This window comes from Escherichia sp. E.sYA108, assembly GCF_011754335.1.
In the GTDB taxonomy this organism is placed as follows: domain Bacteria; phylum Pseudomonadota; class Gammaproteobacteria; order Enterobacterales; family Enterobacteriaceae; genus Escherichia; species Escherichia coli.
The window spans coordinates 3,775,686-3,787,983 of sequence record NZ_JAAQVZ010000001.1 but is presented as its reverse complement, the minus strand read 5'-3'; the positions used below and the strand labels follow the sequence as shown (position 1 = coordinate 3,787,983).

Here is a 12,298-nt window from a genome sequence, read left to right as displayed (position 1 = left end):
CAGCTGATGTTGAAAATCCCGGTCAGAAGATCGGGATTTTTTTTGATGTAAGGTGATTGCGAAAATCCCCGCATCTTGGGAAACTGCGCGTAACCCTACATTTCATCCAGGTAACTTTTTCATGGCTATCATCCCAAAAAACTATGCGCGGTTAGAAAGCGGCTATCGCGAAAAAGCATTAAAAATCTATCCGTGGGTCTGCGGTCGCTGTTCCCGCGAGTTTGTTTATTCCAACCTGCGTGAACTTACCGTTCACCACATTGATCACGACCATACTAATAACCCGGAAGATGGCAGTAACTGGGAATTACTTTGTCTCTATTGCCACGATCATGAGCATTCGAAATACACCGAAGCGGATCAGTATGGTACGACCGTTATCGCAGGGGAAGATGCGCAGAAAGATGTCGGTGAAGCGAAGTACAACCCATTCGCTGATTTGAAAGCGATGATGAACAAGAAGAAGTGATAAAAAATGCCGGATATGAAATCCGGCATTCTCACAATTAGAAGTTGTAACCTACTACCAGATAACCACCCCAGCCGGTAGAGCGAACGTTGAAGTTGCCGTTGCCGAAGTTCAGTTCTGCATCGTCATTCCACTGACCACCGTTATGCCAGTAACGGGCAACGACAGAGTAGTGCCAGTGATCGTAATTCAGCGCCAGAATATGGCTGGACGCAATAGAGTTATTGGTACGTGTTTTAATACCGTTGTTCGCATAACCGCTGTCATCGCCCAGGTCGGAACCCCAGTCGAAGTTGGTGAAGCCGATGTAGCTCAGCTGGCCGCCCCACAGATCGGTAATCGGCACAAAGTACTTCACTTTGAAACGGTAACCGTCCCACTCGTTTTCGTTCGCTGCGCCGTAGTTCTGCCACTGGTATTTCGCATAGACGTTCATGGACAGGCTCATCGGCAGACCAGTATCGATGTCGGTACCCAGACCCATGTACCAGGTGCTCTGGCGGCCATCTTTATTACGACCCATGTCGTAAATGTAGTTGTTCGCGAAGTACCACTCTTTGAACGGACCAAAGCTAAGGTCAGTATTGGTCAGCTTGTCGATGGAGAAACGCGGTTCGATTTCCATAAACAGCGGAGAACCGTGGTTCCAGATACCTTTTGCATCGGAGTTACCGCCGAAGAATACCGGCGCATCCGCATAACCATAGAAGTCGAACCAGTCTTTTTTAGCGAATGCTTCGTACTCAAGGTAGGTATCGTTGCGGAGCTGCGGTCCGAAACGGGTGTGATAGCTTCCGACAACGTTAACGCTCTGGTGCCACCAGTCGGAAAGATACTGCGGTTTGTCGTTTTCAGCTGCGTTGACAGTAAAAGACGAAGAGAGCGCCAGTACCGCACCGGCTGCCAGTAATGTTTTTTTCATATGTATGCCACTGTTTGAAAATCCCTTGCGGGAGTGAAAAAGGCGCAAATTGCGTTTCTAAATATTTCGTATACAGAGGAGCCTATTATAAAAATCATTGCTCACAAAAATATGTTTCGTTTCACAGTTCTATCATTTACGTAATCGATTGCGTTCACGTTTACACACATTCGGGCGGGGATTGTACTGACTTTCACCCTTGTTGCAAACTTTTACTATCAATCCAGGTGATGTAAGCGGAGTAACAAAATGACGGAGAAAGATGTTGCGGGACGCACAATATCGCCCCGCAATACGTTTACTGCATAACAGGTTGAATGTCGTGGATACGTACAAAGCCTAACTGATCCACAGACATACCCTTTAACTGTAACGGAATATCAACATCGCTGGGGGCGAGGACGCTGGCAGGTGCGTTAATCAATTGATTCTGCACATTGATTTCCTGAAAGTTGTCTATTGTTCCCTGAATTTGCCCATATTCAACGGTTCCGCTAAATGCGGGTAAAGGGTCATTGGATTCGCCCTGAATACGTAGCGTCAGGGTGGTGCCATCTGTATCAGGCGTAATATTCACCAGCGACATACGTAAAGTACCGATCTGGCTTTCCAGTCTTGCTGGTGTTTTTGCTCCAGGCAGAAGGTAAACCCCACTGCTGGATTTTGCATTCAGCCTGTTTTGCTGAGTGATTTTGACCGTTTCTTTATTGAGCTGCGTCATCTCCTGGTTCAGCGTGCTGACGCTGTGTTTCATCTGTCGCACTTCACTTTGCTGCACACAGGCGCTAAGGCTGAACAGGCTTCCCAGCAGGAGCAGTCGAAAAACGTTAGTATTCATAGGTCGTCCCTTTCTCGTCGCAATTAGCCTAGTGGTAGAGGGTAAAAGCAGTGAAAGCATCGATCCTTTATCTCAAAAGCGTTGCGCCTTTGTTGTATCGTCAGTTCAGGGTAAAATAGATTTCTGTTAACCACCTGGTCAGGACGCCGTATGCATTGCCCATTCTGTTTCGCCGTGGACACTAAGGTAATTGACTCTCGTCTCGTGGGCGAGGGTTCATCCGTACGCCGCCGTCGGCAGTGTCTGGTGTGTAATGAACGTTTCACCACCTTTGAAGTGGCGGAGCTGGTTATGCCGCGTGTTGTAAAAAGCAACGACGTGCGTGAACCGTTTAATGAAGAGAAATTACGTAGCGGAATGCTGCGGGCGCTGGAAAAACGTCCGGTGAGTTCCGATGACGTCGAAATGGCAATCAATCATATAAAATCGCAGCTGCGCGCCACCGGTGAGCGCGAAGTGCCGAGCAAGATGATTGGCAATCTGGTGATGGAGCAATTGAAAAAGCTCGATAAAGTCGCCTATATCCGTTTTGCCTCTGTCTACCGCAGTTTCGAAGATATCAAAGAATTTGGCGAAGAGATCGCGCGCCTGGAGGACTAAGCCGTGCAGGACGAGTATTACATGGCGCGGGCGCTAAAGCTGGCGCAACGAGGACGTTTTACCACGCATCCCAACCCGAATGTCGGGTGCGTCATTGTCAAAGATGGCGAAATTGTCGGTGAAGGTTACCATCAACGCGCGGGTGAGCCGCATGCCGAGGTACACGCGTTGCGCATGGCCGGCGAAAAAGCCAAAGGCGCAACGGCGTATGTCACACTCGAACCCTGTAGCCATCATGGTCGTACGCCACCGTGTTGTGATGCATTAATTGCTGCGGGCGTGGCGCGCGTGGTTGCTGCAATGCAAGACCCCAATCCGCAGGTCGCTGGACGTGGACTTTACCGTCTGCAACAGGCTGGCATTGACGTCAGCCACGGGCTGATGATGAGTGAAGCTGAGCAATTGAATAAAGGCTTTCTCAAGCGGATGCGCACCGGCTTTCCTTATATTCAGTTAAAACTTGGCGCATCGCTTGATGGTCGCACGGCGATGGCGAGTGGCGAAAGCCAGTGGATCACTTCACCTCAGGCGAGGCGCGACGTACAACGACTGCGCGCACAAAGTCATGCCATTTTAACCAGCAGCGCCACGGTGCTGGCGGATGATCCAGCCTTAACAGTGCGTTGGTCTGAACTGGATGAACAAACTCAGGGGCTCTACCCGCAACAAAATCTCCGTCAGCCGGTACGTATTGTGATTGATAGCCAAAATCGCGTGACGCCGGAACATCGCATTGTGCAGCAGCCCGGCGAAACCTGGTTCGCGCGTACGCAGGAAGATTCTCGTGAGTGGCCGGAAACGGTGCGTACCTTGCTGATTCCAGAGCATAAAGGTCACCTGGATCTGGTTGTACTAATGATGCAACTGGGTAAACAGCAGATTAACAGCATCTGGGTGGAAGCGGGGCCAACGCTCGCTGGCGCATTGCTACAGGCGGGTTTAGTCGATGAGCTGATTGTCTATATCGCACCTAAACTATTAGGCAACGACGCCCGTGGATTATGCACGCTGCCAGGGCTTGAGAAATTAGCCGACGCTCCCCAATTTAAATTCAAAGAGATACGTCATGTAGGCCCGGATGTTTGCCTGCATTTAGTGGGTGCATGATCTCCCGGCTCGAAAGGGAAGCAGCGCACGAAATATTATGCTAAAATCCGCCCCCCTGCGGGGCCATACTCGAACCCGAAGGAAGAAAATGAACATTATTGAAGCTAACGTTGCTACCCCGGACGCTCGCGTCGCCATCACCATCGCGCGTTTCAACAACTTTATCAATGACAGCCTGCTGGAAGGTGCAATTGACGCACTGAAACGTATCGGTCAGGTAAAAGATGAAAACATTACCGTTGTTTGGGTGCCAGGTGCCTATGAGCTGCCGCTGGCGGCGGGTGCACTGGCTAAAACCGGTAAATACGACGCGGTGATTGCGCTGGGTACGGTTATTCGTGGTGGCACTGCCCACTTTGAATATGTCGCTGGTGGTGCAAGCAACGGCCTGGCGCATGTTGCCCAGGACAGCGAAATTCCGGTTGCTTTTGGGGTTCTGACCACTGAAAGCATTGAACAAGCGATCGAACGTGCTGGCACCAAAGCTGGCAACAAAGGTGCAGAAGCTGCACTGACCGCGCTTGAAATGATTAATGTATTGAAAGCCATCAAGGCCTGAAATTAGTAAGGGGAAATCCGTGAAACCTGCTGCTCGTCGCCGCGCTCGTGAGTGTGCCGTCCAGGCGCTCTACTCCTGGCAGTTGTCCCAGAACGACATCGCTGATGTTGAATACCAGTTCCTGGCTGAACAGGATGTAAAAGACGTTGACGTCCTGTACTTCCGTGAGCTGCTGGCCGGGGTGGCGACTAACACCGCATACCTCGACGGACTGATGAAGCCGTACCTGTCCCGTCTGCTGGAAGAACTGGGCCAGGTAGAAAAAGCAGTACTGCGCATTGCGCTGTACGAGCTGTCTAAACGTAGCGATGTGCCATACAAAGTGGCCATTAACGAAGCGATCGAACTGGCGAAATCGTTCGGCGCAGAAGACAGCCATAAGTTCGTCAACGGCGTACTCGATAAAGCAGCACCTGTGATTCGCCCTAACAAAAAGTAATATCCAGGCCGGTAGATTCACGGAAGACCGTTCCGCGATCGCCGGCCTTTTCTTTTTTATCTGCTGAGGCGTAACGTATGGCATGTGGCGAGTTCTCCCTGATTGCCCGTTATTTTGACCGTGTAAGAAGTTCTCGTCTTGATGTCGAACTGGGCATCGGCGACGATTGCGCTCTTCTCAATATCCCCGAGAAACAGACCCTGGCGATCAGCACTGATACGCTGGTGGCGGGCAACCACTTCCTCCCTGATATCGATCCTGCTGATCTGGCTTATAAAGCACTGGCGGTGAACCTAAGCGATCTGGCAGCGATGGGGGCCGATCCGGCCTGGCTGACGCTGGCATTAACCTTACCGGACGTAGACGAAGCGTGGCTTGAGTCCTTCAGCGACAGCTTGTTTGATCTTCTCAATTATTACGATATGCAACTCATTGGCGGCGATACCACGCGTGGGCCATTATCAATGACGTTGGGTATCCACGGCTTTGTTCCGATGGGACGAGCCTTAACGCGCTCTGGGGCGAAACCGGGTGACTGGATCTATGTGACCGGTACACCGGGCGATAGCGCTGCCGGGCTGGCGATTTTGCAAAACCGTTTGCAGGTTGCCGATGCTAAAGATGCGGACTACTTGATCAAACGTCATCTCCGTCCGTCGCCGCGTATTTTACAGGGGCAGGCACTGCGCGATCTGGCAAATTCAGCTATCGATCTCTCTGACGGTCTGATTTCCGATCTCGGGCATATCGTGAAAGCCAGCGACTGCGGCGCACGTATTGACCTGGCATTGCTGCCGTTTTCTGATGCGCTTTCTCGCCATGTTGAACCGGAACAGGCGCTGCGCTGGGCGCTCTCTGGCGGTGAAGATTACGAGTTGTGTTTCACGGTGCCGGAACTGAACCGTGGCGCGCTGGATGTGGCTCTCGGACACCTGGGCGTACCGTTTACCTGTATCGGGCAAATGACCGCCGATATCGAAGGGCTTTGTTTTATTCGTGACGGCGAACCTGTCACGTTAGACTGGAAAGGATATGACCATTTTGCCACGCCATAAAGATGTCGCGAAAAGTCGCCTGAAAATGAGTAATCCGTGGCATCTGCTTGCTGTCGGATTCGGAAGTGGATTAAGCCCGATCGTTCCTGGCACGATGGGGTCGCTGGCGGCGATTCCCTTCTGGTATCTGATGACTTTTTTGCCCTGGCAGCTCTATTCGCTGGTGGTAATGCTGGGGATCTGTATCGGCGTCTATCTTTGTCATCAAACGGCGAAAGACATGGGCGTGCACGATCACGGCAGTATTGTCTGGGACGAATTTATTGGTATGTGGATTACGCTCATGGCGCTGCCGACCAATGACTGGCAGTGGGTTACCGCCGGATTTGTGATTTTCCGTATTCTGGATATGTGGAAGCCGTGGCCGATCCGCTGGTTTGATCGCAATGTACATGGCGGCATGGGGATCATGATTGACGATATTGTCGCCGGGGTGATCTCCGCTGGCATCCTGTATTTTATCGGTCATCACTGGCCGCTGGGTATTCTGTCGTAGTTGTGCACCGATGCCTGATGTGACGCTTGTCACGTCTCATCAGGCCTGCATACCTATTTAAATCCTACGACCGGATGCGGTTTATACGGCGTTTCCAGCTCGGCGATCTGTTCCGGCTTCAAGGTGATATCCACCGCGTTTAGCAGTTCATCAAGCTGTTCCTCCCGAGAAGTTCCGATAATCGGTGCGGCAATGCCCGGTTTACTCAACAACCAGGCCAGCGCAACTTGTGCTCGCGTTGCACCAAGTTCTTCACTGACGCCCGTTAAGCGTTCTGCAATTTGTGCGTCATTTTCATTGCTTTCTTGGTAGAGATTTTTCCCCACTTCATCCGACACCAGCCGTGCGGTGGTTTCTCCCCAAGGACGCGTCAGACGGCCCCGCGCCAGCGGGCTCCATGGAATCACCGCCACGCCTTCCTGATAACACAGCGGCAGCATCTCGCGCTCTTCTTCACGATAAATCAGATTGTAGTGATCCTGCATACTGACAAACTGCGCCCAGCCGTGCTGTTTTTGTAGTTCCAGTGCCTGAGCAAACTGCGAAGCGTGCATGGATGACGCGCCGATATAACGCGCTTTCCCGGCTTTTACCACGTCGTTCAGGGCTTCCAGCGTCTCTTCGATCGGCGTGTTGTAATCCCAGCGATGAATTTGCAGGATATCGACATAATCCATGCCGAGACGGCGCAGGCTGTCGTCGATAGAGCGCAAAATTTGTGCACGGGATAATCCTTCCGGTAAATCACCAACGCGATGGAACACTTTGGTCGCAACGACCACGTCTTCACGACGGGCGAAATCCCGCAGTGCGCGACCGACGATCTCTTCGCTGCTGCCATCGGAATAGCTATTGGCGGTATCAAAGAAATTTATGCCGCCTTCCAGCGCACGTTTAATGATGGGACGGCTGCTCTCTTCCGGCAGTGTCCATGCGTGATTACCGCGATCTGGCTCGCCAAAGGTCATACAGCCGAGGCAAAGTCGGGAAACACGAAGGTCGGTTTTTCCTAAGGGGTTGTATTGCATGCTGCCACTCCTGCCATGAATAATTTCTTAAGCATAGCAGGAGTAGAGTAGGGATTATGCCAGCCAGGCTTTGATTTTGGCTTCCATACCGGTGGCATCGAGGCCGAGTTCGGCGCGCATTTCTTCCTGAGTTCCTTGTGGAATAAAGAAGTCCGGCAGACCAATGTTCAGCACGGGTACTGGTTTACGATGGGCCATCAGCACTTCGTTCACGCCGCTGCCTGCACCACCCATAATGGCGTTTTCTTCTACGGTAACCAGCGCTTCATGGCTGGCGGCCATTTCCAGAATTAACGCTTCATCAAGCGGTTTCACGAAACGCATATCGACCAGCGTAGCGTTCAGCGATTCAGCGACTTTCGCCGCTTCTGGCATCAGCGTACCAAAGTTAAGGATCGCCAGTTTCTCACCACGACGCTTCACAATGCCTTTGCCAATTGGCAGTTTTTCCAGTGGCGTCAGTTCCACGCCAACTGCGTTGCCGCGCGGGTAGCGCACCGCGGACGGGCCATCGTTATAGTGATAGCCGGTATAGAGCATCTGGCGACATTCGTTTTCATCGCTCGGGGTCATAATGACCATTTCCGGTATGCAGCGCAGGTAAGAGAGATCAAAAGCGCCCTGGTGGGTTTGACCGTCAGCACCAACAATGCCCGCACGGTCGATGGCGAACAGGACCGGAAGCTTTTGAATCGCCACGTCATGCAGCACCTGATCATAGGCGCGTTGCAGGAAGGTGGAGTAGATCGCAACAATGGGTTTGTAGCCTCCAATCGCCAGACCCGCAGCAAAGGTCACTGCGTGTTGCTCGGCAATTGCCACGTCGAAGTAGCGATCCGGGAATTTACGTGAAAACTCGACCATGCCGGAACCTTCACGCATCGCCGGAGTAATCGCCATCAGCTTGTTATCTTTCGCTGCGGTTTCGCACAACCAGTCGCCAAAGATTTTTGAATAGCTTGGTAAACCGCCGCTACTTTTCGGCAGACAACCGCTGGAGGGATCAAATTTAGGCACGGCGTGGAAGGTGATTGGGTCTTTTTCTGCCGGTTCATAACCACGACCTTTTTTGGTCATGATATGCAGGAACTGCGGGCCTTTCAGGTCGCGCATGTTCTTAAGCGTGGTGATAAGCCCCAGCACATCGTGACCGTCCACCGGGCCGATGTAGTTAAAGCCCAGCTCTTCAAACAACGTGCCAGGCACTACCATGCCTTTAATATGTTCTTCGGTACGTTTGAGCAGCTCTTTAATGGGTGGCACGCCAGAGAAAACTTTTTTTCCGCCTTCGCGCAGTGAAGAGTAAAGCTTACCGGAAAGCAGCTGCGCCAGATGGTTGTTGAGCGCGCCAACATTTTCGGAAATCGACATTTCATTGTCGTTGAGAACCACCAGCATATCAGGACGGATATCGCCCGCGTGATTCATCGCTTCAAACGCCATGCCAGCAGTAATCGCGCCATCGCCAATGACACAGACGGTGCGGCGATTTTTGCCTTCTTTCTCGGCAGCAACTGCGATCCCAATTCCGGCACTGATGGAGGTTGATGAATGCCCGACGCTTAATACGTCATATTCGCTTTCGCCGCGCCACGGGAACGGGTGCAGGCCACCTTTCTGACGGATGGTGCCGATTTTGTCGCGGCGCCCGGTCAAAATTTTATGCGGATAAGCCTGATGCCCCACATCCCAGATTAACTGGTCAAACGGGGTATTGTAGACATAGTGCAGCGCCACGGTCAGTTCGACCGTGCCCAGCCCGGAGGCGAAGTGCCCGCTGGAACGGCTCACGCTGTCGAGTAAATAGCGGCGCAGTTCGTCGCAGAGTTTCGGTAAACTCTCTTTCGGCAACAGTCGTAACTCCTGGGTGGAGTCGACCAGTGCCAGGGTCGGGTATTTGGCAATATCAAAACTCATCAGGGGCCTATTAATACTTATTGTTTATTTATTACGCTGGATGATGTAGTCCGCTAGCGCTTCCAGTGCCGAGGTATCGAGTGACTGTTCAGTCAGTTGTTTCAGCGACTGACGGGCATCGTCGATCAGATCCCGGGCTTTCTTCCGGGCTTGCTCAAGACCCAGAAGTGCAGGGTAGGTACTTTTACCAAGTTGCTGGTCGGCACCCTGGCGTTTTCCCAACGTTGCAGTATCTCCCACCACATCCAGGATGTCATCCTGAACCTGGAAGGCAAGGCCGATGCTCTCTGCGTACTTGTCGAGTACTGGCAGTGCATTTCGTCCTTTATCTCCGGCGCTTAATGCACCAAGGCGAACGGCGGCGCGAATCAATGCGCCGGTTTTATGACGATGAATACGCTCAAGCGCGTCCAGAGGTACGTGTTTGCCTTCAGCGTCTAAATCTAATGCCTGACCACCGCACATTCCGGCAATACCGCTGGCGCTCGCCAGCTCAGAAATCATCGAAATTCTGTCGCGATCTGACACTTCCGGCATATCGGCATCGCTTAGAATCGAGAACGCCAGCGTTTGTAAAGCGTCACCAGCGAGAATCGCGTTTGCTTCGCCAAACTTCACATGGCAGGTCGGCAAACCGCGACGCAGATCGTCATCATCCATCGCCGGTAAATCATCATGAATTAATGAGTAAGCGTGGATACACTCTACGGCGGCAGCGGGTGCGTCCAGTGTGTTTATGCTAACGCCGAACATATGACCAGTGGCATAAACCAGGAAAGGTCGCAGGCGCTTACCACCTAATAATGCGCCATACTGCATGGTTTCGACCACGGGAGTGTTCTGAAAGGGCAGTGGGGCGATAAAACGGCTCAGCGCCTGGTTGGCCTGCTTAACGCAGGCTTCGAGTTGCTGCGGAAAGTCCATTACTCATTGTCCGGTGTAAAAGGGGTTAGAGAGGCGTCTTCATTGTCAGACAGCAGAATTTGTACGCGCTGTTCGGCTTGTTGTAATTTGGCCTGCCCCTGACGTGCCAGCTGCACGCCGCGTTCGAACTCGTTCAGCGCCTCTTCCAGCGGTAGGTCGCCACTTTCCAGACGGGTTACAATCTGTTCCAGCTCGCTCAGCGCCTTTTCAAAGCTGGCGGGAGCCTCATTTTTCTTCGGCATAATGAATGTCTGACTCTCAATATTTTTCGCCCCGTCATGGTAACGGACTCAGGGCAAATAGCAAATAACGCGCAATGGTAAGGTGATGTGCGCAGCAAAGCGATGTTAGTGGTATACTTCCGCGCCTGGATGCAGCCGCAGGTGTGGGCTGCTGTATTTTTCCCTATACAAGTCGCTTAAGGCTTGCCAACGAACCATTGCCGCCATGAAGTTTATCATTAAATTGTTCCCGGAAATCACCATCAAAAGCCAATCTGTGCGCTTGCGCTTTATAAAAATCCTTACCGGGAACATTCGTAACGTTTTAAAGCACTATGATGAGACGCTCGCTGTCGTCCGTCACTGGGATAACATCGAAGTTCGCGCAAAAGATGAAAACCAGCGTCTGGCTATTCGCGACGCCCTGACCCGTATTCCGGGTATCCACCATATTCTCGAAGTCGAAGACGTGCCGTTTACCGACATGCACGATATTTTCGAGAAAGCGTTGGTTCAATATCGCGATCAGCTGGAAGGCAAAACCTTCTGCGTACGCGTGAAGCGCCGCGGCAAACATGATTTTAGCTCGATTGATGTGGAACGTTACGTCGGCGGCGGTTTAAATCAGCATATTGAATCCGCGCGCGTGAAGCTGACCAATCCGGAAGTGACTGTCCATCTGGAAGTGGAAGACGATCGTCTGCTGCTGATTAAAGGCCGCTACGAAGGTATTGGCGGTTTCCCGATCGGCACCCAGGAAGATGTGTTGTCGCTCATTTCCGGTGGTTTCGATTCCGGCGTTTCCAGTTATATGCTGATGCGTCGCGGCTGCCGCGTGCATTACTGCTTCTTTAACCTCGGCGGCGCGGCGCATGAAATTGGCGTGCGTCAGGTGGCGCATTATCTGTGGAACCGCTTTGGCAGCTCCCACCGCGTGCGTTTTGTCGCCATTAATTTCGAACCGGTCGTCGGGGAAATTCTCGAGAAAATCGACGACGGTCAGATGGGCGTTATCCTCAAACGTATGATGGTGCGTGCCGCATCTAAAGTGGCTGAACGTTACGGCGTACAGGCGCTGGTCACCGGCGAAGCGCTCGGCCAGGTGTCCAGCCAGACGCTGACCAACCTACGCCTGATTGATAACGTCTCCGATACGCTGATCCTGCGTCCGCTGATCTCTTACGACAAAGAGCACATCATCAACCTGGCTCGCCAGATTGGCACCGAAGACTTTGCCCGCACGATGCCGGAATATTGCGGCGTGATTTCCAAAAGCCCGACGGTGAAAGCGGTTAAATCGAAGATTGAAGCGGAAGAAGAGAAGTTCGACTTCAGCATTCTCGATAAAGTGGTGGAGGAAGCGAATAACGTTGATATCCGCGAAATCGCCCAGCAGACCGAGCAGGAAGTGGTGGAAGTGGAAACCGTCAATGGCTTCGGCCCGAACGACGTGATCCTCGATATCCGTTCTATCGATGAACAGGAAGATAAGCCACTGAAAGTCGAAGGGATTGATGTGGTTTCTCTGCCGTTCTATAAACTGAGCACCAAATTTGGCGATCTCGACCAGAGCAAAACCTGGCTGTTGTGGTGTGAGCGCGGGGTGATGAGCCGCCTGCAGGCGCTCTATCTGCGCGAGCAGGGCTTTAACAATGTGAAGGTGTATCGCCCGTAATATGTGGTTGTAACGTCGCATCTGGTCAGATGCGACGTTTACCGCATC

At 52.3% G+C, this 12,298-nt stretch carries 14 protein-coding genes; 8 read left to right on the top strand and 6 right to left on the bottom strand.

From position 1 onward, the window contains the following. The first annotated feature begins 121 nt into the window (after positions 1-121). On the top strand, positions 122-469 hold the full coding sequence (gene yajD / locus HBM92_RS18235; RefSeq protein WP_000974813.1) for an HNH nuclease YajD: 348 nt from the start codon (positions 122-124) through the stop codon (positions 467-469). A 37-nt stretch (positions 470-506) separates the two neighbouring features. On the opposite strand, the gene tsx is transcribed toward yajD, so the two are convergent. Together tsx and HBM92_RS18225 are read right to left on the bottom strand one after the other, a co-directional pair. After that, positions 507-1,391: a nucleoside-specific channel-forming protein Tsx gene (tsx, locus tag HBM92_RS18230; RefSeq protein ID WP_001295827.1), complete on the bottom strand. Its 885-nt coding sequence runs from the start codon at positions 1,389-1,391 to the stop codon at positions 507-509. Positions 1,392-1,689: 298 nt separating this feature from the next. Next, positions 1,690-2,229: a DUF3251 domain-containing protein gene (locus HBM92_RS18225; RefSeq protein WP_001298536.1), complete on the bottom strand. Its 540-nt coding sequence runs from the start codon at positions 2,227-2,229 to the stop codon at positions 1,690-1,692. 150 nt (positions 2,230-2,379) lie between these two features. Here HBM92_RS18225 and nrdR point away from each other — a divergent pair, with 150 nt between their 5' ends. The 6 genes from nrdR (at position 2,380) to pgpA (ending at position 6,485) form a co-directional block, all read left to right on the top strand. Further along, positions 2,380-2,829 carry a transcriptional regulator NrdR gene (gene nrdR / locus HBM92_RS18220; RefSeq protein WP_000543535.1) on the top strand — a complete coding sequence of 150 codons (450 nt, stop codon included), beginning with the start codon at positions 2,380-2,382 and terminating at the stop codon, positions 2,827-2,829. A 3-nt stretch (positions 2,830-2,832) separates the two neighbouring features. Next, positions 2,833-3,936 (top strand): bifunctional diaminohydroxyphosphoribosylaminopyrimidine deaminase/5-amino-6-(5-phosphoribosylamino)uracil reductase RibD, encoded by a 1,104-nt coding sequence (gene ribD / locus HBM92_RS18215; RefSeq protein WP_001150440.1) that lies wholly within the window; start codon positions 2,833-2,835, stop codon positions 3,934-3,936. Between the two features lie 88 nt (positions 3,937-4,024). Further along, the gene (ribE, locus tag HBM92_RS18210) at positions 4,025-4,495 is read left to right on the top strand and encodes a 6,7-dimethyl-8-ribityllumazine synthase (RefSeq protein ID WP_001021161.1); all 471 of its coding nucleotides are present in this window, start codon (positions 4,025-4,027) and stop codon (positions 4,493-4,495) included. 19 nt (positions 4,496-4,514) lie between these two features. Beyond that, on the top strand, positions 4,515-4,934 hold the full coding sequence (gene nusB / locus HBM92_RS18205; protein WP_000801125.1) for a transcription antitermination factor NusB: 420 nt from the start codon (positions 4,515-4,517) through the stop codon (positions 4,932-4,934). Positions 4,935-5,011: 77 nt separating this feature from the next. Beyond that, entirely contained in the window at positions 5,012-5,989 is a 978-nt protein-coding gene (gene thiL / locus HBM92_RS18200) for a thiamine-phosphate kinase (protein WP_000742109.1), read from the top strand. Continuing rightward, positions 5,967-6,485, top strand: a complete 519-nt coding sequence (gene pgpA, locus HBM92_RS18195) for a phosphatidylglycerophosphatase A (RefSeq protein WP_000154049.1) — start codon at positions 5,967-5,969, stop codon at positions 6,483-6,485. Before thiL ends, pgpA begins: the two co-directional genes overlap by 23 nt. Positions 6,486-6,538: 53 nt before the next feature. On the opposite strand, the gene yajO is transcribed toward pgpA, so the two are convergent. From yajO to xseB, 4 genes are read right to left on the bottom strand one after another with little or no spacing between them, the layout of a single operon-like run. Then, complete coding sequence (gene yajO / locus HBM92_RS18190; protein ID WP_001199807.1) at positions 6,539-7,513, bottom strand: 1-deoxyxylulose-5-phosphate synthase YajO; 975 nt, start codon at positions 7,511-7,513, stop codon at positions 6,539-6,541. Between the two features lie 54 nt (positions 7,514-7,567). Continuing rightward, positions 7,568-9,430 (bottom strand): 1-deoxy-D-xylulose-5-phosphate synthase, encoded by a 1,863-nt coding sequence (gene dxs, locus HBM92_RS18185; RefSeq protein WP_000006816.1) that lies wholly within the window; start codon positions 9,428-9,430, stop codon positions 7,568-7,570. A 24-nt stretch (positions 9,431-9,454) separates the two neighbouring features. Then, the gene (gene ispA, locus HBM92_RS18180; protein WP_000347211.1) at positions 9,455-10,354 is read right to left on the bottom strand and encodes a (2E,6E)-farnesyl diphosphate synthase; all 900 of its coding nucleotides are present in this window, start codon (positions 10,352-10,354) and stop codon (positions 9,455-9,457) included. After that, a complete protein-coding gene (gene xseB, locus HBM92_RS18175) occupies positions 10,354-10,596 on the bottom strand; it encodes an exodeoxyribonuclease VII small subunit (RefSeq protein ID WP_001124935.1) in 243 nt (80 codons plus the stop codon). The genes ispA and xseB overlap by 1 nt, the downstream gene beginning before the upstream one ends. 205 nt (positions 10,597-10,801) lie before the next feature. On the opposite strand from xseB, the gene thiI reads away from it, so the two are divergent. Further along, positions 10,802-12,250 carry a tRNA uracil 4-sulfurtransferase ThiI gene (gene thiI, locus HBM92_RS18170; RefSeq protein ID WP_000668687.1) on the top strand — a complete coding sequence of 483 codons (1,449 nt, stop codon included), beginning with the start codon at positions 10,802-10,804 and terminating at the stop codon, positions 12,248-12,250. The last annotated feature ends 48 nt before the right edge of the window (positions 12,251-12,298 follow it).

Coding starts and splice junctions, on each gene's coding strand:
- ribE (WP_001021161.1), top strand. CDS start 4,025: ATGAACATTATTGAAGCTAACGTTGCTACCCCGGACGCTCGCGTCGCC.
- ispA (WP_000347211.1), bottom strand. CDS start 10,354: ATGGACTTTCCGCAGCAACTCGAAGCCTGCGTTAAGCAGGCCAACCAG.
- tsx (WP_001295827.1), bottom strand. CDS start 1,391: ATGAAAAAAACATTACTGGCAGCCGGTGCGGTACTGGCGCTCTCTTCG.
- yajO (WP_001199807.1), bottom strand. CDS start 7,513: ATGCAATACAACCCCTTAGGAAAAACCGACCTTCGTGTTTCCCGACTT.
- pgpA (WP_000154049.1), top strand. CDS start 5,967: ATGACCATTTTGCCACGCCATAAAGATGTCGCGAAAAGTCGCCTGAAA.
- xseB (WP_001124935.1), bottom strand. CDS start 10,596: ATGCCGAAGAAAAATGAGGCTCCCGCCAGCTTTGAAAAGGCGCTGAGC.
- thiL (WP_000742109.1), top strand. CDS start 5,012: ATGGCATGTGGCGAGTTCTCCCTGATTGCCCGTTATTTTGACCGTGTA.
- thiI (WP_000668687.1), top strand. CDS start 10,802: ATGAAGTTTATCATTAAATTGTTCCCGGAAATCACCATCAAAAGCCAA.
- yajD (WP_000974813.1), top strand. CDS start 122: ATGGCTATCATCCCAAAAAACTATGCGCGGTTAGAAAGCGGCTATCGC.
- HBM92_RS18225 (WP_001298536.1), bottom strand. CDS start 2,229: ATGAATACTAACGTTTTTCGACTGCTCCTGCTGGGAAGCCTGTTCAGC.
- dxs (WP_000006816.1), bottom strand. CDS start 9,430: ATGAGTTTTGATATTGCCAAATACCCGACCCTGGCACTGGTCGACTCC.
- nrdR (WP_000543535.1), top strand. CDS start 2,380: ATGCATTGCCCATTCTGTTTCGCCGTGGACACTAAGGTAATTGACTCT.